Below are 22,158 nucleotides of genomic sequence, written 5' to 3'. Positions count from 1 at the left end.
GCCCTCTCGGAGGGGCCCGCGCGATCGGCGGCCGAGCCCTGAGCCCCCGCCCGCTTCATTAGGGTGAGGCCATGGACCCCCTCGTGCACCTCCTGGACGGGCCACGCGCGCGCGGCGCCTTCACCCTGCGCACCGTCATGAGCCCGCCCTGGGGCATCGACATCCGCGACGAGGCCGCGCTCACCCTGGTGGTGGTCACCTCCGGGCGCGCCTGGGTGGCGGCGCGCGGGGAGGAGGCCGAGGCCGGTCCCGGCGACTTGGTGCTCGTGCGCGGCCCGGAGCCCTACGTGATCGCCGACAGCCCGGGACGGGAGCCCACCGTCACCGCCCTGCCGGGTGCACGGTGCGTGGCCCGCGACGGCGCGGAGGTCCACGTGTCCATGAGCCACGGCGTCGGCACCTGGGGGAACGACCCCGACGGCACCGACACCATGGTCGTGGGCGCCTACCTGGACGACAGCGAGGTCGGCCGCCTCGCCCTGGCCGCGCTGCCGTCGCTGGCGGTGCTCCCCGAGGGCCGGGTCGACCCCGCGCTGGTGGAACTGCTCGCCCGCGAGATCACCACCGGCCACGTCGCCCAGACCAGCCTCAACGACCGGCTCCTGGACTGCCTGCTGGTGATGGCGGTGCGCGCCTGGCTGGAGGACAACCCCGACAGCGCGCCCAACTGGCTCACCGCCCGCAGCGACCCCGTCGTCGCGCGGGCGCTGGAGCTGGTCCACGAGCGCGTCGCCGACCCCTGGACGCTGGAGTCCCTGGCGGGGGAGTGCGCGGTCTCCCGCGCCACCCTGGCCGCGCGCTTCCAGCGGGCCGTGGGCACCCCTCCGATGACCTACCTGCGCACCTGGCGGCTGACGGTGGCCTGCGACCTGCTCACCGCCAGCCCGGGGCTGGGCCTGGAGGCCGTGGCCGCCCGGGTGGGCTACGGGAGCGCGTTCGCGTTCAGTTCCGCGTTCAAGAACCACACGGGCGCGAGCCCGTCCGCGTACCGGGCCGCCCGGGCCGAACGCGTGCCGCAGGAGGCCTGACGCGGCCCCGGGCCACGTGGTTGGGTAGGTGTTCCCGGGACCCGGGGACCAGGGCACGGCAGAAGGGGGCGCGATGACCGACAGGACCCAGGAGTTCGACCAGCTCAGCGAGGGCTACCGCCGCTTCCGGCCGGGATACCCCCGTCCCCTGCTGGACCGGCTGCGCGCCCACGTCCTCGCCGGTGAGCGGAGTTCCCGGCCCGAGCCCCGGCTCCTGCTCGACGTCGGCGCGGGGACGGGCATCTCCACCCGCGCCCTGCGCCGCGTCTTCGGTCCGGATCCCCGTGTGGTCGGCGTCGAGCCGGGGCGTTCCATGCGGGCCACCGCCGCCGGGGAACTCGACGGGGCCGAGTACGTGGACGGCCGCGCCGAGGAGGTCCCCTTCCCCGACGCGTCGGCCTCCCTCGTGCTGGCCGCGCAGGCCGTCCACTGGTTCGACCGGCCCGCCTTCTACGCCGAGGCCGCGCGCCTGCTCCTGCCAGGCGGCACCGTCGCGGTCCTCAACAACGACCGCGACTGGACGGCCAGTGCGTTCGTCGACGCCCACGAGAGCCTGATGGAGGAGTACGGCGACGACTACCGGCGCGACTACCGCGCCTACGACACGGTCGCCGAGATGGAAGCTCAGGACGGCCTCGCCGACGCCACCGAGTCCACCACCGCCTGGACGCGCGAACTCGACACCGCGGGCTTCGTCGGGAGCGCGCTGTCCTCAAGCAGGATGGCCGCCGTGGTCCGCAACATCGGCGAGGAGCGCACGCGGGCCGCCCTCACCGGGCTCGTCACCGCGCACTTCCCCGACGGGAACGTGCGCGTCCCCTACGTCACGCGGCTCCACCTGGCCCGCCGGACGCCGTAGCCGCACGCCGGTGCCCGTTCGGTCGCGGGTCCTCGGCTCCGCGTTCGCCGTTGCGTGTCCGCTCAGCCGAGCCGCTTCTTGAAACCGACGTGGGAGGCGGTGTACCCCAACCGCTCGTAGAAGCGGTGCGCGTCCCCGCGCGAGGCGTCCGAGGTCAGCTGGAGCATGGCGGCTCCCCGGCGGCGGGCCTCCTCCTCGGCCCAGACCAGCAGGCCGGTGCCCAGGCCGCCGCCGCGCTCGTCCGAGTGCACCCGCACCGCCTCCACCTGGGCGCGGGTGGCGCCCCGGTGGGACAGACCCGGCAGGAACGTCAACTGGAGGGTTCCCACCACCTGACCCCCGCGGCGGGCCACCGCCAGGAACTGGTGCGGGTCGGCGTCGATCACTCGGAAGGCCGCCAGGTAGGGGGCCGGGTCCCCGGGGTCCTCGCGCCGGGAGCCCAGCTCGTCATCGGCGAGCATGGCGACGATCGCCGCCACGTCCTCTGCGCGGGCCCGGTCGATGGTGATGCCCTCGTTCAAGGGTGCTCCGTACGTCGTCAGGCGTTCCGGCGCCGCCGGACGCGGTCGACGGGGCCTCGCCCCGAGCGGTCGTGAATGAGAGGGGCCCGGCCGCTCGGAGCGCTTCCCCGCGTCGCGGGCGGGCCGACCCGGCGCGGCGGTCACGGGAGCAGCAGCGCCGCCACGGCTTCGAGGTCCGCCACCACGGTCGTCGCGTGCGCGAGATCCTCCGCGCCGGTCGTGGATGCCATGGCCACTACGGGCATGCCCGCGTCCAGCCCGGAGCGGACCCCGCTCACCGAGTCCTCCACCACCACGCACCGCTCGGGGGCGGCCCCCATGCGCTCGGCGCCCAGCAGGTACGGGGCCGGGTGGGGTTTGCCCGCAGCCACCTGGTCGGCGGTCACCAGCACGCGGGGGAGGGGCAGCCCCGCCGTCGCGATCCGCGAACGCGCGATCCGGTCGCTCCCCGACGTGACGATCGCCCAGGGGCGTCCGCGCGCGTCGAGTTCGGTGAGGAGTTCGCGCGCGCCGGGCACGCCCCGGACACCGTCCCCGGCGGCGGCCTCGTGGTCCTCGATCCGTGGCGCCTCGGTCAGCGGGTCCAGGTGCGGGGCGAAGAGGCGGACCAGGTCCACGTCGGTCCGCCCGTGGTGGTGTTCGAGCACCGCGCCCACGTCCACGCCGCGCTCCACGGCCCACGCGGTCAGCCCCGCGCGGATGCTCGCGGTGGAGTCCACCAGCACGCCGTCCAGGTCGAACAGCACGGTCGCCTCGTCGTAGCCGCCCACGTCACTCCTTCGTCCGGTCCTCGTCGGGGACTCCAGGGTGCCACCCGCGACCGCCGGGGCGTCGTCGGCGGCACCCCGCCGGGCCGCCGGGAGGGGGGACCGACCCGATCCGGCACGGGGTCCGGCCCTCCTCCGCCCGCACGACGAGGACACGCCACGGGTGCGCCACCACGGGTATGTCAATTACAGTTGACCCATGGACGCCGAACAGCTGACCTCCCTCGCCCGCGCCACCGGAGCCGACGACCCGCTGGTGGGTCTGGACGCCACCGTCCGGATGCGCAGGGAGATGGAGCGGGTCGAGGCCGTCCTTGTCCGCCGCGCCCGCAACCGCGGCTCCACCTGGGCGGAGATCGCCCGGGTGCTCGGCGTGTCCAAGCAGGCCATCCACAAGAAGTACGGGGGTCGGGGGCTCTTCGGCTCGCAGGAGTAGGAACGCCGCACCGGCCCTCCGCCGCCGGTCGGCGCTTCGTCGCTGGTCGGCACTTCGTCGCCGGTCGGCGCGGCGCCGTCGCTCGGCCCTGCGTCCCCTGTCAGCGCAGTGCCGCCGCGAACCGCTCCATCCGGTCGCCGAAGCCCTCCGCGTCGCCGAACCACACCGCCACCGCGTCCGCCCCGGCGGCGGTCAGCTCCCGGAACAGCCCGACGGCGCGTTCGAACTCCTCCTCGCCCCCGGACCAGGCGATCCGCGTTCCCGCGCGCACCGGCCGCGGGGTCAGTTCCCGCAGCCGGTTCCGGGCCTCCACGAACCCCGCCGTGTCCAGTCCCACGCCCTGCCACACGTCGGCCCACTCAGGGGCCCGCCGCAGCGCCCGCTCGGACGTGCCGCCCACCATCACGGGCACGCGCCGCGCCGGACGGGGGGGCGAACACCCCGCGCTCGTAGGAGTGGAAACGCCCCTCGAACGGACCTTCGCCCTCGAACAGGTGCCGCAGCAGTCGCAGCGTCTCGTCGGTCCGGGCGCCGCGCGTGGCGAAGTCCGACCCCACGGCCTCGAACTCCTCGCGCGACCAGCCGGTCCCCACGCCCAGGACGAAGCGCCCCTCGGACAGGGCGTCCAGGGTCGCCACCTGCTTCGCCAGGACGAACGGGTCGCGCATCGGCGCCACCAGCACCGACGTGCCCAGCCGGATCCGCCGGGTCCGGGCCGCGAGGTGGGCCAGGGTCACCAGCGGCTCGTACACACCGTCGAAGGTGCGGCCGTAGGGCGCGGGCGGCAGCAGGTGGTCGGGCAGCCACACCGCGTCCGCACCCAGTTCCTCGGCGCGAACGCCCAGGTCGACGAGGGTTCCCGGGGACATCCGCGCGGACTCGTCGGGCAGGACCACCTGGAGGGCGGTTCCCGTGATCGGTTCGGTCAACTCGCTCACGGGGCGACGGTAGACCGTGCCACCGGTGCGAGGGTCAAGGACGGGCCGGACGTCCCCGTACCGTCCCCGTCGGGAAGCCGGGAAGCCGGGAAGCCGGGAAGCCGGGAAGCCGGGAAGCCGGGAAGCCGGGAAGCCGGGAAGCCTAGCGGGGCGAGGGCAGGGACACCTCGACCAGCACCGCCCTGTGGTCGGTGCCGGTCACCTCCACCACCTCCAGTCCGTCGACGCCCATCCGGGGGTGCACCAGCACGTGGTCGATGGCCAGGCCCGGCACCGCCCGTCCCACCGGCCACGTGGGCTCCAGCCCCTCGCCCAGGACAGCGGCCGAACTGAGGTACCCCGCGTCCAGGACCTCGCGCAGCGCCGCGTGGTCGAGCGTGGCGTTGAAGTCCCCGGCCAGGACCCGCATCGTGTCCGGGTCGTCCGCCTCGGCCAGGCCCTCCAGCTCCCCGCGCCAGGAGTCGGTGTACGCGGGGGACAGCGGCGGCGGGACGTGCACTGACGTCACCTCCAGCACGTCGTCCTCCCCGTCCCCGTCGCCGTCCTCGGGCAGCCGCACGACGGCGGTCGGCATCGCGAACGCGTCCCGGCCCGCCTCCCCGCCGCCGGCGTCGGTGAGCGGGAAGGCCGAATGGACGGTGCTCCCGTGCACGCCCCGGGGGTCGGAGCGGTCGACCGCGTGCGGCAGCAGGCCGTCCAGCCCGGCGGCGGACAGTTCGCGCACCAGGTCGGGGGTGACCTCCTGGAGGGTGAGCACGTCCACCTTCCGGTCGCGCACCAGCGACACCACCCGGTTCACGTCGGCGCCGCCGCCGAGCATGTTCAGGGTCATGATCCGCACGACCGGACCGCCCGCCGAGGTCACGCCGAACGGCACCGCGCGGGGCACGACCACGGCGGCCAGCGCCAACGTCACCGCGGTCAGGACCGCCATGGACCCCCAGCGCCGCAGCAGTCCGGCCACCACCGCCGCCAGCGGAGCGGCGGCCAGCGCGTAGGGCGTGAAGGCCAGCGCGGGCACCAGGGGCCAGCCCCGTTCCAGGCCCAGGACCCGCAGCAGGGCGAACACCGCGAGCCCCGCGGCGGCCAGCGCGACCAGCACGGTCACCGCGGGGGAGCGGCCCGGGGGCCCGGAGCCCCCGTCGTCCGCCGCTTCCGTGCCACTGTCCGGTACCCGTACGCGTTCCATCGCCGTCCTCCCCGGAGCGGACGCCGTCGCCCGCCCTTCACCGGGTTAGGACTACACCACCGCGGCGCGGGTTAGGGGCGGCCGCGGCACCCGGGCCCGATGGCACTGAACCCCCGGGCGTAGCCCCCGGCCGCACTGAACCCCCTGTCGGCATCCGTTCCCGGCGGCGCCGAGTCCCTGTCGGCATCCGTTCCCGGCGGCGCCGAGTCCCTGTCGGCATCCGCTCCCGGCGGCGCCGAGCCCCTGGTGGCTCCGAACCCCCGGGCGGCCCCCTCAGCAGGCGCGGGCGGCCGACACCAGGCGCCGGTGCACCCCCTCCAGGCACGGGTTGTCCGCCACCCCCGGGCGCCGTACCAGGTACAGCGTGGTGACCGGAGGCTCCTCCGGGGCCAGGAGCGCCACCAGGCGGCCCTCGGCCAGCGCCTCCCGGCACAGGTGGCGCGGCAGCACCGTCACCCCCGCCCCCGCCGTGACGGCCGACACCACCCCGCGCAGGTCGGGCACGGTGACCGCGGGCGCACACGTCAGCCGTACCCCGAACACCTGCCGCCAGTAGCGGCGCAGTACCGACAGTTCCTCGTCGTGGGTCACCAGCGGGACCGCGCACAGCGCGGAGGCGCCCTGGCGCAGGAGCCGGTCGCGGCCGATCCGGTCCGCCCACCCCGGCGACGCCACCAGCACGAACTCCTCGTCGGCGAGGGGTTCAGCGACCAGGGTCCGCCCGCGCGGCCGCACCGCGGACACCACCAGGTCGTGCCGGTCCCGGCGCAGCTCCTCCAGCAGGTCCTCGGCCGGACCGGTGCGCACGCGCAGCCGCAGGCCTCCCTCCACCAGGGGCGCGAGCGCGGGCAGCACCAGCGCGTGCAGCGCCTCGGCGGGACCCGCCACGCGCAGCGGCGGGGGCGACGCGGACGTGCCGCCCCCGCCGCGCCCGGCCACCACCTCCAGCGCGTCCAGGGGTTCGGCCACGCGCGCGGCCAAGTCGTTGGCCTCGGCGGTCGGCGCCACGCCCCGGGGCAGCCGCTCGAAGAGGGGGTGTCCGAGCCGCCGCTCCAGGGAACGGATCTGGGTGGTGACCGTGGGCTGCGACAGCCGCAGCAGCTGCGCGGCGGCGGTGAAGGACCCCGACCGGTGTACCGCCAGGAAGGTCCTCAACTGCTGCAGATCGAGCGGCCCGCCGGGCCCCGGGTCGGCCGCCGTGCCCGAACCATTGACATTCCTATAGCTCACCTCGCCGATTTTATTGGTCGGTGAATGGATAGTCGGACTAGTGTCTGTTCGGTCCGCGGGTCACCGCGCCAACACCCAGCGAAGTCACGGAGGTCACGTCATGTCCGTCACCAGCAGGGAGGTCCACCTGGTGGTCCGTCCCGTCGGCGAGCCCGAGCCCACCGACTTCTCCCTCGTGGAGACCACCGTCGCCGATCCCGGACCCGGACAGGTCCTGGTGCGCAACGACTGGATGTCCGTGGACCCGTACATGCGCGGCCGCATGAACGACGCCAAGTCCTACGTCCCCCCGTTCCGGCTCGGTGAGCCGATGGACGGCGGTGCGGTGGGCGTGGTCACCGTCTCCGGCAGCGACGACGTCCCCGTGGGCACCACCGTCCTGCACGGGGCCGGATGGCGCGAGTACGCGCTGCTGCCCGCGGAGTCCGTGCGCGCGGTGGACGCCTCCCTGGCGCCCGCCGAGGCCTACCTCGGCGTGCTGGGCATGGTCGGCCTCACCGCCTACGCCGGTCTGACCGAGGTCGCCCCGGTGCGCGAGGGCGACGTGGTGTTCGTCTCCGGCGCCGCGGGAGCGGTCGGGTCCGCCGCCGGCCAGATCGCCCGCCAGCTGGGCGCGTCCCGGGTGGTCGGTTCCGCGGGCGGTCCGGAGAAGAGGCGCCGCCTCCTGGAGGACTTCGGCTTCGACGCCGCCATCGACTACCGCGAGGGCCGCCTGGAGGAGCAGCTCGCCGAGGCCGCGCCCGAGGGGATCGACGTCTACTTCGACAACGTCGGCGGCGACCACCTCAGGGCCGCCATCGCCGCGATGCGCAACCACGGCCGGATCGCCCTGTGCGGCGCGATCTCGCAGTACAACGCCACCAAGCCCGAGCCCGGCCCCGACAACCTGTTCCTGGCCGTCGGCAAGCGCCTCACCCTGCGCGGGTTCATCGCCGGCGACCACAGCCACCTGATGAAGGAGTACGCCGAGCGCGCCTCCGAGTGGATCGTCGACGGCAGGCTGCGCACCGAGCAGACCGTCGTCGACGGCATCGACAACGCCGTGCGGGCCTTCCTCGGCATGATGCGGGGCGCCAACACGGGCAAGATGCTGGTCCACCTCACACCCTGAACCGCTTGCCTGGAGTGCACTCCAGGTGGCCACCATGGGGGAGCACCCCACGAGCAACAACGAGTCCGCCACGACGGAAGGGCGCTCATGCAGTACGTCACGCTGAACAACGGCCTCACCATGCCCCAACTCGGGTTCGGCGTCTGGCAGGTTCCCGACGACGAGGCCCGGGCCGCGGTCGCGACCGCCCTGGAGACCGGGTACCGCAGCATCGACACCGCCAGGATCTACGACAACGAGCGGGGCACGGGCCGCGCCCTGGCCGAGTCGGGCATCGCCCGCGAGGAGCTGTTCGTCACCACCAAGCTGTGGAACGACGAGCAGGGCTACGACAGCACCCTCAAGGCCTTCGATGCCAGCCTGGACCGCCTCGGCCTGGACTACGTGGACCTGTACCTGATCCACTGGCCCTGCCCTCGGCAGGACGCCTACGTCGAGAGCTGGAAGGCGATGGAGCGCATCCACGCCGAGGGCCGCGCCAGGGCCGTCGGCGTGTCCAACTTCACCGAGCAGACCCTGGACCGCCTGGTCGCGGAGACCGACGTCGTCCCCGTGCTCAACCAGATCGAGCTGCACCCCTACTTCTCGCAGGAGGCCATGCGGGCCGTCAACGCCCGCCACGGCCTCCTCACCGAGGCCTGGAGCCCGCTGGGCCAGGGCAAGGGGCTGCTGGAGGACCCGGAGCTGACCGCCCTGGGCGAGAAGCACGGCAGGTCCGCGGCGCAGGTCGTGCTGCGCTGGCACCTCCAGCTCGGCAACGTCGTGATCCCCAAGTCGGTGACCCCGTCCCGTATCCGCGAGAACTTCGACGTGTTCGGCTTCGAGCTGTCCGCCGAGGACATGGACCGGGTCTCGGCTCTCGACCGGGGCGGCCGGATCGGCTCGGACCCCGCCACGGTCGGCTGACCGGCGTGTTCCCGGGCCGGCGCCCGGTCCGGGAACACCCCCGCGGGGCCGGGGGAGCGGGGCCGGACACGGCCGAGAAGGGACGGACGAAAGCCCTCAGAGCAGGGCGAACGGATCAACAGGGGACACCCCGTGCCGGGTGCGGATCTCTTTCGCGTGTCTGTTGGGACACTCCGAGCGTCCCCGAGTGGCGTGGTGCCGAACGGAGGCGTACAGTCCTCTCTTGGCGCGCCGACAAGCAAGGACGGCGGCCAGTCTCCTCTTAGGCGAAGCAGATCATGACCGTCGTCCCGCAACGCACCGCGCGCGTGTACCGCTCCGACAACGCCGAGCGCTCCGTGCACGCCTGGTGCCACAAAGCCCTGAGCCAGTGGCCCGAACTCGGACCCCTCCCGCCCGTGGAGACCCGTCTGGGCAGCACGCAGGCCTTCCGCTCCGCGGGCGGCCCCGGCACCCCGGTGCTGGTGCTCTCGGGCACCAACTTCAACGCGGCCTCCACGGTGCCCGCGGCCCGCGCGCTGTCCGCGGACCGGCCGGTGCTGCTGGTCGACCTGCCCGGGCAGCCGGGCCTGAGCTGCAATCAGAGGGTCGGCGGCGCCAGGATCGAGACCTACGGCGCGTGGCTCGACGAGCTCCTGCCCCAGATCACCGACGGACCCGTCCTCGTGCTGGGGCACTCGCGCGGCGCCGCCATCGCGCTCGCCTCCACGCCGTCCCCGCTGGTCGCCGGGATCCTGCTGCTCAACCCGGCCGGACTGACCGCGGCCGGGGTCAGCTCCGAGTCCATGCGCGCCACCCTGCCGTGGATGATCCACCCCAACGAGCAGACCAGCGGGCGCCTGGTGGAGTTCCTCAGCGGCCCCTCCACCGAGTGCGACAAGCACCGGGCCGAGGCCGAGTGGCTGACCCTGGTGGCCCGGTACTGCCGCGCGGGGTCCACCCCCAGCCCGCTGCCGGCGGAGCACTTCCGCGCCTGGGCCCGGACCCCGGTCGCCGTCGCGACCGGGTCGCACGACCCGTTCTTCTCGCCCGCGCGCCTGCACGGCCCGGCCCGCCGGTTCCTGGACGCCGACGTCCACACCATCGAGGGCGCGGGGCACCTGTCGCTGTACGAGCAGCCGGAGCGCGTGCGCGAGCTGCTGGGCGAACTCGACGCCTGACCGCCTCCGCGCGGGGGCGGAGCCCGTCGGAGAGCCCGCCCTCCCCGCCCCGGCGCTCCCGGCCCCGCCGCGTGGGGGCGGAGCGCGCCGCCGCGCGCGGTTCGCGGGCGTCGCCCGGTCGGCTCCTGCCCGTTCCGGGCCGTCCTTCTCCGGGCTGAGGTCCCCGGTCTCCTCCGCTGCTCCCGTGCGCGGTGACGGGGTGGTACGTATGCGCGCGAAAGGGTGCGTAGCGCATTCAACCCCGCAAGAACATGCCTAATGTGGCTTTCGGCATATTTAAACAGCGATTTTTCGGTGTGTTGCTAATGGTGGCGGGTAAGGACGTTCCCGACTCTCCCGGAAAGGAAGGATAAACAGGGAACCCCGCCCCCAAGGACGTATCCTTGCCCGAGGTCGGTGCGGGCTGACGGGCCCTTGTCCCTCGACGAACGTCCCCGAATCACCAGAAAGCAATCGGCATGTTCCAAAAGCTGGCGCAAAAGCTGGGGCTCGAGACGAACCCGGCGATCTTCTTCGTGTCCGCCGCGTTGACCATCGTTTTCGTGGTGTCCGCGATCTTCTTCACCGACACGGTGGACGCCGTCTTCGGAACCACCTCCGGCTGGATCCTCACCAACCTGGGATGGTTCTACATCCTCGGTGTGACCACCTTCCTGATCTTCCTGATCTGGATCGCGTTCAGCAGGTTCGGGCGCGTACGGCTGGGATCGCCGGAGAGCACGCCCGACTACAGCAACTCCGCCTGGTTCGCCATGCTGTTCGCCGCCGGCATCGGCAGCATCCTGATGTTCTGGGGCGTTGCCGAGCCCATCAGCCACTACGCCGAACCGCCGCGTTCCGGGGTCGACCCGCTGACCGTCGAGGCGGCCGAGGAGGCGATGGGCTTCACGCTCTACCACTTCGGCCTGCACACCTGGACGATCTTCTGCCTGCCCGGGCTCGCCTTCGCCTACTTCGTGTACCGCAAGGGCCTGCCCTTCCGGGTCAGCTCGGTCTTCCAGCCCTTCCTCGGCGACCGGATCAACGGCCCCATCGGGCGGACCATCGACATCGTCGCGGTCCTGGGCACGCTGTTCGGCGTCGCCGTCACCGTGGGCCTGGGCACGCTCCAGATGAACAGCGGCCTCAACATCCTGTTCGGCATGCCGGAGAACCGCGTCAGCCAGCTCATCCTCATCGCGATCGTCACGACCATCGCCGTGATCTCCGTGGCCACCGGCCTCGACGTCGGCATCAAGTGGCTGTCCACGATCAACATCTACATGGCCGTGGGGCTGCTGGTCTTCGTCTTCCTCGCCGGCTCGACGCTCTACCTGGCCAAGGGGATCATCGAGACCACGGGCGTCTACCTGGAGATGCTGGTCCCGCTGTCGTTCTGGAACGACACCTTCGCCAACACCGGCTGGCAGGGCTCCTGGACCGTCTTCTACTGGGCGTGGACCATCACCTGGTCGCCGTTCGTCGGCATCTTCGTCGCGCGCATCTCCAAGGGCCGCACCATCCGCGAGTTCATCCTCGGCGTGCTGGCCGCGCCCACCGCGTTCAGCGTCGTGTGGTTCAGCGTGTTCGGCCTGTCGGCCTTCGACATCGAGCGCAACCAGGGCGGCGGCCTGGTCGACGAGGTGGTCACGCAGGGGGACATCCCCGGTTCCCTCTTCGCCTTCCTGGAGCACTTCCCGCTGACCACGGTCGTGTCGGTGCTGGCCATCCTCATCGTCATCATCTTCTTCACCACCTCGGCCGACTCGGCATCCCTGGTGGTGGACATGCTCTGCTCCGGCAAGAGCGACAACCCCACCCGGCAGCGGGTGTTCTGGGGCATCACCCAGGGCGTCGTCGCCGCGACCGTGCTCACCGCCACCGGTGTGGGCGGCCTGGACGCCCTGCAACAGACGATCATCGTGTTCGGGCTGCCCTTCTTCGTGATCGGCTTCTTCATGATGGTGGGGCTGGTGCGCTCGCTGCACGGCGAGTTCGCGGAGGGGTCGGGCCTCCAGCGCGAACGCAAGGCCCCGCTGGCCACCAGGGCGCGCCGGATCCAGCGGCGGCACCGGCGCCTGGGCGAGGCCGGGGCCCGCGCCGGTGAGCGCAACGGGGGCAACGGCAACGGCGCTCCCCGGTAGGGGGAGGGCGCAGCGCCGTCACAGGCCCCGGCCGCTCCGGCCGGGGCCCTCACACGGGCCAGAAGAAGGAGTTGACCCCGGCGCACAGCCGCAGCCGCTCGGGGTCGACGTCCTCCCGCCCGTAGGCGTCCAGTAACCGTTCGACGTCCCGCGGCCCGAACTGCGGGTTCATCGGACTGAGCAGGCTGCCCGCCATGTCGGCCAGGTCCGCGTGGGGATCCCCCAGTCCGGCCCGCCCCAGGTCCACCAGGGCCCAGCCGTCCGCCCGGCCCTCCCCGGCGGCCGGGGAGCCGTCCGGCCGCGCGGAACCGAGGTCCCCGCCCGCGGACCGGCGAGCACCCCCAGCACCGCCGCGCACGGAGCCGGTGTCGAGCAGCACGTTGGGCAGGCAGTAGTCGCCGTGGACCAGCGCGGTTGGCCCAGGGCCCAGGGCGCGCGCCAGCGCGGCCAGCTCCGAGAGCACCTCGGCGGCGGGCGGCCCCTGCCTGCCCGCGGCGGCCCAGGAACGCTCCACCAGCCCGGAGGCGACCCGCTCCCGCGCCCGTTCGAGCTGGGCGGGCAGCGTCATGTCGAAGGGGCACTCCGCGGCCGGAACGCGGTGCAGCGCGCGGGCGGCCCGGGCGAGCAGGACGACCACCCGCGACCGCTCCCCGGCGGGCCAGGGCTCGTGGGCGGCGCGCCCGTCCAGGTGGCTCATGGTCAGCCAGCGCAGCCCCGCCCAGGAGCCCGAGTCCAGCACGCGCGGCACCGGCAGCCCCCGCCCGGCCAACCAGCGCAGGCGCCGCTCCTGGCCCAGGAGTTCGGCCACCAGGTCGGGGCGGTCGGCGTCCACCGACTTGAGCACTGCGAAGGGACGGTCCCGGGCGTCGAACAGCCGGGCCACACGGGCTCCGGAAAGCCCCACGTCGAGTTCCTCGGCACGGGCGGCGTCCACGGACGCGGGGATGCGCATGCCCCGCACCCTAGCCCCGGCGCCCGCCGGATTCCCAGCGGGTCACGGCACCGGCGGCACCACCGGGCACGCCCTGTCCGGGCGCCCGCCCGGTTCCCAGCGGTCGGCGGCGCCGGTGGCCTCCACCGGGTACGCGCCGGACCCGCCGCCCGGTTCCCGGCGGTCAGCGGGACGGGCGGTGTCCACGGGGGCTTCCCGTCTCCGCGGCCCGCCCGTGTTCCAACGGCCCGCGGCGCCGCGCGCCGGGCGGTGCGGTCCGCACCCGCCGACGGCGACGCGCCCTTCTGCGGAGCTCCGGGCCGCCGCGTGCGCTAACCGCCGGAGGACGCGGGGGAACCCTCCTCCGGGGCGGCGGGGGAGGGGGCACGCGGGTCCAGGCCGAGGACGGGCAGGATCACCTCGTCCACGATCCGCTCCACGTACTCCCCGTCGGGCGGCCCCTGGTGGTCCATGGCGTACTTGATGAGCATGGCCTCACCGATGTCGTCGGTGACGGAGGTGACGCGGGAGGGGTCGACCCTGCCGTGGTCGGCGTAGTGTTCGAGGACGGTGCGGGTGAAGCGCCCCCCGCGCGAGTCGAAGACCTCCCGCACGAACCGGTCGTAGAGCTCGGGGTGGTGCCTGGCCTCGGCGACCACGGAGAACATCGCCTGTCCCAGGGACCGGCTCATGGTGTCGCGCAGGAGCATGAGGGCCCTGACGAGGTCCCCGCGCAGGTCGTCGGCGCCCGGCGTGGGGACCTCCTGCGGGTAGGTGTGGTACATCGCGTCCAGCAGGATGTCCCCCGGCGTGGGCCAGCGCCGGTACAGCGAGGTCTTGGCCGTGCCCGCCCGGCGGGCGACCCCCTCCATGGACAGGCGGGCGACGCCGACGTCGGCGGCCTCCAGGATGACCGCCTCGTGGATGGCGTCCAGCAGTTCCCGCCCGCGTCTGCGCGTGGCCCGGGGCGCCTCCTCCCGCGCCTCGGGCGCCGTCTCCCGCGCCTCGTCGCCAGCCCGCGGCCGCTCCCCGTCAACCATGCTCTTCCCAACTAAGCTACGATGCCGTATCTTAGAAGAGGAATTGGATACGCCTCCGTATCCAATGCTATCCCCTTCCGCGTGAACGGAGTTCAGTATGTCTCTTCCCCCCTCTCCGCCGCCCTCGACCGGGGGTGTGGCACTCGACCGGCGCTCCCTGGCGCCCGACCTGGCACGCGGGGTGATGCTGCTGGTCATCGCCGTCGTGCACGCGCACATCGTCTGGGTGATGGCCACCGCGGGACAGGGCTCCGCCACGGGGGGCCTCCTCGACACCGCCTCCACCGCCCTGCTGATGCTGTTCGCCGAGGCTCGCGGGTACCCCATGTTCGCGGCGCTGTTCGGCTACGGGCTCGCCTGGATCCACCTGCGCCGCACCGCCGAGGGGCGCCCGGAGCCGTGGGTGCGCTCACTGGTGCGTCGCCGCGGCCGGTGGATGGTGCTGATCGGGCTCCTGCACACGCTCCTGCTCTTCTTCGGCGACATCGTCTCGGTCTACGGGCTCATCGCCCTGATGTTCGCGGGGCTGCTGCACGCCGGTGACCGGCGCCTGCTCGCCCACGCCCTCACCTGGGCCTCCCTGGGGTCGCTGTTCTACGCGGTCATGAACAGCCTCCCGCTCTCCGACCCCGAGGCGGGCGGGGTCCTCACCCAGGACCCGCTGGCCGACATGGTCACACGCCTGTTCACCTGGCCGGTCATGACCCCGATGCTCGTGGCGAGTTCGGTGTTCCCCTTCCTCATCGGGGTCTGGGCGGCCCGCCGCCGCCTCATGGAACAGCCCGAGCTCCACCTCGGGCTGCTTCGTCGTGTCGCCCTCATCGGTATCCCGGTGGCCGTGGTCGGCGGACTGCCGCAGGCCCTGGTGGCCACCGAGCTGTGGGCGCCCGAGTTCGTGCTCAAGGCCGGTGTGGGCTGGCTGCACGTCCTGACCGGCTACGCGGGCGGCTTCGGCTACGCCGCGCTCATCGCGCTGGTCGCGGTCCGCCTCGGTGACCGCAGAGGACCCGTCGTGCGGGCCCTGGTCGCCACGGGCCAGCGCTCCATGACCTGCTACCTGTTGCAGTCCGTGGGCTGGATGGTGCTGTTCGCGCCCTACGCCCTGGACCTGGCGCCACAGCTGTCCGGGACCGCCGCCGTCCTGGTCGGCGTCGCCGTCTGGTCGGCCACCGTGGTCCTGGCAGACCTCATGCGCCGCGCGGGGATCCGGGGCCCGGCCGAACGCCTCCTGCGCTGGGGAACCTACCCCTCCTTCGCGAGAGTGCCACCGGCTTCAGTCGGTAGGTGAAACGACCATCACGAAACGTCACACCCCGCGCTAGGGTCGACCCAGACCAGGCAGGAGGTGACACATCAAACGCGAACGCGGTCACAAAGCCCGCCTCTACCCCACCAAGGACCAACTCTCGGGGTTGGAAACCCAGGGCCACGCCGCCCGCGCCCTGTGGAACCTCCTGCACGCGTGGTGGACGATGTCTTCGGAGAACCGGCGGGTGTCCCTGGCCGACGCAGACGCCGCGATTCGTCAGGCCCGCAAGGACCTGCCCTGGTTGGCTGTTCTTCCGGCGCAGGCGGCTCAGCAGGTGTTGAAGGCCTATTTCCGGGCGTGGCAGAACTGCTGGGCGGGCCGGACGGGGCCGCCCGTCTTCAAGTCCCGGTTGCGTGCACGGATGTGCGTGGACGTTCCCCAGGGGCGGGACCTGGCCATCGAGCGCCTCACCCGCACGTGGGGGGCCGTGAGGATCCCCAAGGTCGGCGTGGTCCGGTTCCGGTGGACCAAGGACCTACCGGTGGGTAAGCACGCTGACGCCGCGAACAGGGTTACCGGTGCCCGGTTGGTGCGGGAGGCCAACGGCTGGCACGTGGTGCTGCGCCTGCGCACCGAGGTCAAGGAACCGGCACCCCATGTCGGCCCGGGGGTGGGGATCGATCGGGGTGTGGCCAAGCCGCTCGCCCTGTCCGATGGCACCTTCCGCGAGCACGGGCCGTGGATATTCCCGGGTGAGGGCGGGCGTCTGCGCCGGTTGGAGTGCACAGCCGCACGTCAACGGCGGCAGCGCACACCCGGGCAGCCGTCTTCGCACCGGTTGCGGCGCACCTATGACCAGATCGCCCGGGTGCGCGCGAAAGCCAAGCGCCGCGCCCTGGACTGGCAGCACAAGGTCACGCACGCCCTGGCCGGGGAGTTCGGTGTGGTGGGGGTCGAGGACCTGCACATCGCAGGGATGGTCCGCTCGGCTCGGGGGACGGTGGAGGCCCCGGGCACCAACGTGGCACGAAAATCCGGGTTGAACCGGGCCATCGCCGGACAGGCGTGGGGACGTACGGTCACGTTGTTGGAGTACAAGCTCGCCGACCGGGGCGGGTACCTGGTGCGGGTGCCCGCCCCGTACACCTCGCGGCGCTGCTCGGCACGCCAGGCCATCACCGAGGGCGGCCGCGAGTCGCGGGACCGGCTCGTGTGCAAGGCACCGGGGTGCGGGTATGTCGCGCACGCCGACACCAACGCCGCGCGCAACATCGAGCACGCGGTCAAGCAGCAAGCGCCCCAGGACATTGTGGGTGCCAGGACGTGGAGCCCTCGCCGCCAGGCGGGCTGTGAAGCGTAGACCACCAGCGGCGAACGGGTTCCGTTAGCTGGGTTCTCCCGCCTTCAGGCGGAAGAGGATGTCAAAGAACCGTGCGGGCGGAGCAGCCGCAGGCCGAACCGGCGCGGAGATGACCGCGCACCCGGCGACGCCCGGCGACGCCCGGCGAGGCCGTCGTCCGCGCTGGTCACCGGCTCGGCGCAAACCTCATGGCGGACGGCACACGCCATCCGCGATGATGGCCACCATGTCCACCTCCGCACATGACGACGCGACCTTCCTGTCCGCCACCGCCGACCGGCTCGCCGCCCTTCCAGCCGTCGAGGCGGTCACCCTCGGCGGTTCCCGGGCCCAGGGCACCCACCGTCCCGACAGCGACTGGGACCTGGCGGTCTACTACCGGGGGGACTTCGACCCGCAGACGCTGCGTGACCTCGGCTGGGAGGGGGAGGTGTCGGAGATCGGCGGCTGGGGAGGCGGTGTCTTCAACGGCGGCGCCTGGCTGCGGATCGACGGCCGGGCGGTGGACGTGCACTACCGCGACCTGGACGTGGTCGAGCACCAGCTCGCCGAAGCGCGGCAGGGACGCTTCCAGGTGGAACCGCTCATGTTCCACCTGGCGGGTATCCCCACCTACCTGGTCGTCGCCGAACTCGCCATCGGCCGGGTCGTCGTCGGGGACCTGCCCCGGCCCGACTACCCCGAGGCGCTGCGCAGGAGCGCGCCGCCCGTCTGGCGGGGCAGGGCCGCGGCCACCCTGTCCTACGCCCAGCACGACCACGCCCCCTACGGCAGGGTCGCCCAGACCGCGGGCCTCCTGGCCCAGGCCGCCTCGCAGGCCGCGCACGCGGTCCTGGCCGAGCGCGGGATCTGGGTCACCAACGACAAGGCACTGCTGTCCATGGCGGATCTGGAGGAGATCGACTTCGTGGTCGCCGGAATGACCGCCGACCCCCAGGACCTGGGTTCGGCGGTCGCCGAGGCCGGACGGATCCTCGCCACGGTCTGAGTCCTCCCGCCGCGGTCCGGTCCCGGGTTCCGGAGCGTCTGCGCCCGGGCACCCGGCCCCGGGTGCCCGGGTATGGGCCGGGCTGGGACCGATCGCGGGTTCCAGGCTTGGGGCGGGCGCGTACACCGCCGCGCCGTGGCCCGGATCCCGGACCACGGCGCGGTGCTGACCGGGGAAAGCCCGTTCCGCCGCCCCTACCAGGTCATGTTGACGACCCCGCTGAGCGTGGCGTACCCGGCCCCCTCAACCGCGTCCCGACCGGCTGTCCGCACCGGGATCACCGGACTCCCCGGACCCCTCTGCCCTGTGTGTCCCGTCGGCCATCCGTGTTTCGTCCGCCGGTGCTCCGGCGGCCTCCCGCGCTCCGCCGTCCCTTCCCCGGGCGGCCCCTGCGGCCTTCACCGCCTCTTCGGCTTCCCTGGCCTCCCCGGCCTCCTCGGGCTCCTGCACGTCCCCGGTGCCCCGCTCGGCGCCGCCGTCCGGAGCCGTGCGCCGGGACCGCTGCCAGGAACGGGTCACCGCCAGCGTCAGCACACCCGCCAGCAGACCCCAGAAGGCCGACCCCACACCGAACAGGGTGAACCCCGAAGCCGTCGCCAGGAAGGTCACCACCGCGGCCTCCCGTGAGCGCTCGTCCCCCAGCGCCGACGCCAGCGAACCCCCGATCGTCCCGAGCAGGCCCAGACCGGCGATCCCCAGGATCAGCGGCGGCGGCAGCGCGGCCAGCAGTGACGCCACCGTCGCGCCGAAGACACCCACGCACAGGTAGAAGACCCCCGCCCACACCCCGGCCAGGTAGCGGCGCTCGCGGTCGGGGTGCGCCTGCGGTCCCGTGCAGATGGCCGCGGTGATCGCGGCCAGGTTCATCCCGAAGCACCCGAACGGCGCCAGTACCAGGTTGGTCGCCCCGGTCCACCCGATCACCGGCGAGATCGGCACCCGGTAGCCGTCGCCCCGCAGCACCGCGACCCCCGGCAGGTTCTGCGAGGCCATGGTCACCACGAACAGCGGCAGCCCCACGCTCACCAGCACCTGCCAGGAGAACTCTGGAGCCACGAACACCGGCCGGGCCAGCGACGGGGTCACCCCGCTCAGGTCCAGGGTCCCGCGCAGCGCCGCGGCTGCACCACCCGCCACCAGGGACACGATGACCGCGTAGCGCGGCAGCCACCGGCGGCTCAGCAGGTATGCCGCGAACATGGCGAACACGACCGCGAAGTCGTCCTCCATGCTCGTGAACAGCCCCATGCCGAACTGGAGCAGCACCCCGGCCAGCAGTCCCGCCGCGAGCGGCACCGGCACGCGGTCCATGACCCTCTCGAACCACCCGGTGACACCGCTCAGGGTGATGAGCGCGGCCGAGAACAGGAACGCCCCCACCGCCTGCGCCATCGTCACCCCGTCCAGGCCCACCGCCAGCAGCGCGGCACCGGGCGTGGACCAGGCGGTCACGATCGGGGCCCGGTGGCGCAGGGACAGTCCCACACAGGTCACCGCCATGCCCACACCCAGGGCCAGCATCCACGAGGCGGTCTGCTCGGAGGAGGCGCCGGCGGCCTCGGCCGCGGTGAACACGATCGCGGCCGAACTGGTCACCCCGACCAGCACGGCGACCAGACCGGCCGCGACGGCGGGCGCGGGGGCCACGAGGCCGACAAGACGGGCGAGGGTTCTCATGGTCCACCATCCTCGCGCGCCGCCGGATCAGCTCCTTCGGCCGGGGGAGGGAAAACCGCTGGACCCGGCCGCGGCGCCCGGGGGAGGATGCCGCCATGGGACGCGATTTCGACGCGCTCGTCGCCGAGGCCGACGCGGAGCCGACACACGGCTGGGACTTCTCCTGGTTTGAGGGCCGGGCCACGGAACAGCGCCCCTCCTGGGGCTACCAGCGCACCATGGCCGGGTACATGGCCCGCGCGAGCGCCGCGCTCGACATCCAGACCGGCGGCGGCGAGGTGCTGGCGGGGGTCCCCGAACGCCCGCCCCTGACCGCGGCGACGGAGTCCTGGCCGCCCAACATCGCCGAGGCCACCCGGCTGCTCCACCCGCTGGGGGTCGTGGTCGTCGCCGACGAGGACGAGCCGCCGCTGCCCTTCGCGGACGGCGCCTTCGACCTGGTGGTCTCCCGCCATCCGGTGACCGTGTGGTGGGGGGAGATCGCCCGGGTCCTGGCTCCGGGCGGAACCTACCTGTCCCAGCAGGTGGGCCCGGCGAGCGTCTTCGAGGTGGTGGAGTTCTTCCTGGGGCCGCAGCCCGAGGAGGCGCGCGCCTCCCGCCACCCGGACCAGGCGCGCGAGGGGGCGCGGGCGGCCGGGCTGGAGGTGACCGACCTGCGCATGGAGCGGCTGCGCACGGAGTTCTTCGACGTCGGCGCGGTCGTGTACTTCCTGCGCAAGGTGGTCTGGATGGTGCCCGGGTTCACCGTGGAGGCCTACCGGGACCGGCTCCGGGACATGCACGAGCACATCGAGCGCGAGGGGTCGTTCAGAGCCACCACGACCCGCTTCCTCATCGAGGCCCGCAAGCCCCGCTGACCCGTCCGGGCCGCGGGGTGCGGGCGCCCGCCGCGGCGGTCAGGACCGGGCCGAGACCCGCTGGACGACCTCGAAGCCCCAGATCTCGCTGTTGGTCGCGGCCGGGCCGCCGTGCCCGTGCCCGTGGCCCTGGCCGTGCCCGGCCGGTGCGCCCTCCTTCTGGGCGTCCGCGGCGGCCTGAGCGTGCCCCTTCCGGAAGGCCTGGCCGTTCACCCAGTTCTGGAAGTCCTCCTCGGACCGCCACCGGGTGTAGACGAGGTACTTGTCGGTGCCCTCGACCGGGCGCAGCAGCTGGAACTCCTCGAACCCGGGCTGGTCCTCCACGAGCCCGGCGCGCTTGGCGAAACGCTCCTCCAGGGTCGCCCCCGCGCCTTCGGGGACGGTCAGGACGTTGAACTTGACGACGCTGCTCACGCGGCACCTCTCTCGGTTGGCTGCGGTTCTCCCGCCCAACCTAGGACAACCTCCGCCGACGCCCGCGCCGCCCCGCCCCGAACACGCCCCTCCACCGGCCGACCCGTCCACCCCGCGCCCCCGCGCCCCCGCGTTCCCGACCGCCCATCCCGCGCCTCCGACCGCACACCCGGTGCTTCCGACCGCCCGCAGGGCCGCACGCGGTGACCTCCCCCGCGGACGAGTGGAGGACAGCGGATGACCTCCACCCCTCCTAGAGTCGCGTCCATGACCGCGCTCGACCGCCGCGCCCTCAACCGGGCGACCCTGTCCCGCCAACTGCTCCTCGGCCGGACCACCGACCACACCGCCGCAGAAGTCGTCCGCCACCTCGTCGGACTCCAGGCGCAGGACCCCGAACCGCCCTACGTGGGTCTGTGGTCCCGTGTCCGGAACTTCCGGATCGAGGACCTCACCGGGCTCCTGCACAGCCGCGACGTCGTGCGCGCCACCCTCCTGCGGGGCACCCAGCACCTGGTCACCGCCGCCGACTACCTGTGGCTGCGCCCGGCCCTGCACCCCATGCTGGCCCGCTGGCAGAAGGGCGCCTTCGGCCGGGACCTGCCCGGTGTCGACCCCGCCGAGCTGGCCGCCGCGGCACGCGCGCTCCTCGCCGACGGCGGACTCTCCCGCCCCGACCTGGGCCGGGCCCTGGCCGAGCGCTGGCCCGGACGCGCCCCCGTCGCCCTGGCCCGTTCGGCCCAGGGGCTCCTGCCCGTCCTGCACCCGCCGCCCGACGGCACGTGGGGACGGCGCGGCGCCACACCCTTCACCCTCGCCGAGGAGTGGCTCGGCGCGCCGCTGGCCGCCGAACCCTCCCCGGACACCCTCGTACTGCGCTACCTCGCCGCGTTCGGCCCGGCCACCGCCCAGGACGTCCAGGCCTGGAGCGGGATGACCCGCATGCGCGCGGTCGTGGAGGGCCTGCGGCCGCGGCTGCGGGTCCTGCGCGACCCGGACGGCCGCGAGCTGTTCGACCTGCCCGACGCGCCCCGCCCCGACCCCGACACGCCCGCGCCGGTCCGCTTCCTGGCGCTGCTCGACAACGTGCTCGTCTCCTACGACGACCGCTCCCGCATCGTCGCCGACCACCATCGCCCCCACATCGTGGTCGAGCCGCCGCTGACCGTGGACGGGTTCGTGCGCGGGCTGTGGCGGATCGAGCGGAGCCGGGGCGGCGGCCCCGCCGTACTGGACGTGCGGCTGTTCGCCCCGCTCACCCCGGCCGAGGAGGAGGCGGTCACCGAGGAGGGCGCACGGCTGCTGCGCTTCGCGGCGGCCGACTCCGAGGGCCACGACATCCGCCTGCGCCCCCTGGAACCGTGAACCGGCCCG

The 22,158-nt window shown here is 73.5% G+C and carries 20 protein-coding genes and 1 pseudogene; 12 read left to right on the top strand and 9 right to left on the bottom strand.

From position 1 onward, the window contains the following. The first annotated feature begins 71 nt into the window (after positions 1–71). Entirely contained in the window at positions 72–1,028 is a 957-nt protein-coding gene (locus PV789_RS22390) for an AraC family transcriptional regulator (protein WP_274974415.1), read from the top strand. A gap of 73 nt (positions 1,029–1,101) precedes the next feature. Then, the gene (locus PV789_RS22385) at positions 1,102–1,887 is read left to right on the top strand and encodes a class I SAM-dependent methyltransferase (protein WP_274974414.1); all 786 of its coding nucleotides are present in this window, start codon (positions 1,102–1,104) and stop codon (positions 1,885–1,887) included. Positions 1,888–1,949: 62 nt separating this feature from the next. Here PV789_RS22385 and PV789_RS22380 read toward each other — a convergent pair whose 3' ends face one another. Together PV789_RS22380 and PV789_RS22375 are read right to left on the bottom strand one after the other, a co-directional pair. Next, positions 1,950–2,408, bottom strand: a complete 459-nt coding sequence (locus PV789_RS22380) for a GNAT family N-acetyltransferase (protein WP_274974413.1) — start codon at positions 2,406–2,408, stop codon at positions 1,950–1,952. A 140-nt stretch (positions 2,409–2,548) separates the two neighbouring features. Continuing rightward, positions 2,549–3,178: an HAD-IA family hydrolase gene (locus PV789_RS22375; RefSeq protein ID WP_274974412.1), complete on the bottom strand. Its 630-nt coding sequence runs from the start codon at positions 3,176–3,178 to the stop codon at positions 2,549–2,551. Positions 3,179–3,374: 196 nt separating this feature from the next. Here PV789_RS22375 and PV789_RS22370 point away from each other — a divergent pair, with 196 nt between their 5' ends. Next, positions 3,375–3,611 carry a hypothetical protein gene (locus tag PV789_RS22370; RefSeq protein WP_274974411.1) on the top strand — a complete coding sequence of 79 codons (237 nt, stop codon included), beginning with the start codon at positions 3,375–3,377 and terminating at the stop codon, positions 3,609–3,611. 100 nt (positions 3,612–3,711) lie between these two features. Here the strand turns inward: PV789_RS22370 and PV789_RS22365 are convergent. The 3 genes and pseudogenes from PV789_RS22365 to PV789_RS22355 all read right to left on the bottom strand — a co-directional run bounded on the left by PV789_RS22365 (position 3,712) and on the right by PV789_RS22355 (position 6,968). Continuing rightward, a pseudogene (locus tag PV789_RS22365) lies at positions 3,712–4,549 on the bottom strand (TIGR03619 family F420-dependent LLM class oxidoreductase). A gap of 142 nt (positions 4,550–4,691) precedes the next feature. Next, positions 4,692–5,738 carry an endonuclease/exonuclease/phosphatase family protein gene (locus tag PV789_RS22360; RefSeq protein WP_274974410.1) on the bottom strand — a complete coding sequence of 349 codons (1,047 nt, stop codon included), beginning with the start codon at positions 5,736–5,738 and terminating at the stop codon, positions 4,692–4,694. Between the two features lie 273 nt (positions 5,739–6,011). Beyond that, complete coding sequence (locus tag PV789_RS22355) at positions 6,012–6,968, bottom strand: LysR family transcriptional regulator (protein ID WP_274974409.1); 957 nt, start codon at positions 6,966–6,968, stop codon at positions 6,012–6,014. A gap of 100 nt (positions 6,969–7,068) precedes the next feature. On the opposite strand from PV789_RS22355, the gene PV789_RS22350 reads away from it, so the two are divergent. The 4 genes from PV789_RS22350 to PV789_RS22335 all read left to right on the top strand — a co-directional run bounded on the left by PV789_RS22350 (position 7,069) and on the right by PV789_RS22335 (position 12,268). Next, complete coding sequence (locus PV789_RS22350) at positions 7,069–8,079, top strand: NADP-dependent oxidoreductase (RefSeq protein WP_274974408.1); 1,011 nt, start codon at positions 7,069–7,071, stop codon at positions 8,077–8,079. Between the two features lie 87 nt (positions 8,080–8,166). Next, complete coding sequence (locus PV789_RS22345) at positions 8,167–8,985, top strand: aldo/keto reductase (protein WP_274974407.1); 819 nt, start codon at positions 8,167–8,169, stop codon at positions 8,983–8,985. Between the two features lie 278 nt (positions 8,986–9,263). Next, entirely contained in the window at positions 9,264–10,145 is an 882-nt protein-coding gene (locus tag PV789_RS22340) for an alpha/beta fold hydrolase (RefSeq protein WP_274974406.1), read from the top strand. A 458-nt stretch (positions 10,146–10,603) separates the two neighbouring features. Continuing rightward, complete coding sequence (locus tag PV789_RS22335; RefSeq protein WP_274974405.1) at positions 10,604–12,268, top strand: BCCT family transporter; 1,665 nt, start codon at positions 10,604–10,606, stop codon at positions 12,266–12,268. 49 nt (positions 12,269–12,317) lie between these two features. Here PV789_RS22335 and PV789_RS22330 read toward each other — a convergent pair whose 3' ends face one another. After that, on the bottom strand, positions 12,318–13,220 hold the full coding sequence (locus PV789_RS22330) for an aminoglycoside 3'-phosphotransferase (protein ID WP_274974404.1): 903 nt from the start codon (positions 13,218–13,220) through the stop codon (positions 12,318–12,320). Between the two features lie 311 nt (positions 13,221–13,531). Beyond that, a complete protein-coding gene (locus tag PV789_RS22325; protein WP_274974403.1) occupies positions 13,532–14,239 on the bottom strand; it encodes a TetR/AcrR family transcriptional regulator in 708 nt (235 codons plus the stop codon). Positions 14,240–14,336: 97 nt separating this feature from the next. Here PV789_RS22325 and PV789_RS22320 point away from each other — a divergent pair, with 97 nt between their 5' ends. The 3 genes from PV789_RS22320 to PV789_RS22310 all read left to right on the top strand — a co-directional run bounded on the left by PV789_RS22320 (position 14,337) and on the right by PV789_RS22310 (position 17,836). Further along, on the top strand, positions 14,337–15,527 hold the full coding sequence (locus PV789_RS22320; protein ID WP_274974402.1) for a DUF418 domain-containing protein: 1,191 nt from the start codon (positions 14,337–14,339) through the stop codon (positions 15,525–15,527). Between the two features lie 124 nt (positions 15,528–15,651). After that, the gene (locus PV789_RS22315; RefSeq protein WP_274974401.1) at positions 15,652–16,848 is read left to right on the top strand and encodes an RNA-guided endonuclease InsQ/TnpB family protein; all 1,197 of its coding nucleotides are present in this window, start codon (positions 15,652–15,654) and stop codon (positions 16,846–16,848) included. A gap of 214 nt (positions 16,849–17,062) precedes the next feature. After that, positions 17,063–17,836 (top strand): nucleotidyltransferase domain-containing protein, encoded by a 774-nt coding sequence (locus PV789_RS22310; RefSeq protein ID WP_274974400.1) that lies wholly within the window; start codon positions 17,063–17,065, stop codon positions 17,834–17,836. Positions 17,837–18,079: 243 nt separating this feature from the next. Here the strand turns inward: PV789_RS22310 and PV789_RS22305 are convergent, their stop codons facing one another. Next, the gene (locus tag PV789_RS22305) at positions 18,080–19,513 is read right to left on the bottom strand and encodes a benzoate/H(+) symporter BenE family transporter (RefSeq protein WP_274974399.1); all 1,434 of its coding nucleotides are present in this window, start codon (positions 19,511–19,513) and stop codon (positions 18,080–18,082) included. Between the two features lie 95 nt (positions 19,514–19,608). Here PV789_RS22305 and PV789_RS22300 point away from each other — a divergent pair, with 95 nt between their 5' ends. Next, positions 19,609–20,370 carry a class I SAM-dependent methyltransferase gene (locus PV789_RS22300; RefSeq protein WP_274974398.1) on the top strand — a complete coding sequence of 254 codons (762 nt, stop codon included), beginning with the start codon at positions 19,609–19,611 and terminating at the stop codon, positions 20,368–20,370. Positions 20,371–20,409: 39 nt separating this feature from the next. Here PV789_RS22300 and PV789_RS22295 read toward each other — a convergent pair whose 3' ends face one another. Beyond that, positions 20,410–20,784, bottom strand: a complete 375-nt coding sequence (locus PV789_RS22295) for an antibiotic biosynthesis monooxygenase family protein (RefSeq protein ID WP_274974397.1) — start codon at positions 20,782–20,784, stop codon at positions 20,410–20,412. Between the two features lie 267 nt (positions 20,785–21,051). On the opposite strand from PV789_RS22295, the gene PV789_RS22290 reads away from it, so the two are divergent. Next, positions 21,052–22,149, top strand: a complete 1,098-nt coding sequence (locus tag PV789_RS22290; protein WP_274974396.1) for a winged helix DNA-binding domain-containing protein — start codon at positions 21,052–21,054, stop codon at positions 22,147–22,149. Positions 22,150–22,158 lie beyond the last annotated feature (9 nt).

This window comes from Nocardiopsis camelliae, from assembly GCF_028993595.1.
GTDB classification, from domain to species: Bacteria; Actinomycetota; Actinomycetes; order Streptosporangiales; family Streptosporangiaceae; genus Nocardiopsis; species Nocardiopsis dassonvillei.
The sequence above is the reverse complement of the archived record's forward strand: the minus strand, read 5'-3'. Positions and strand labels throughout refer to the sequence as shown.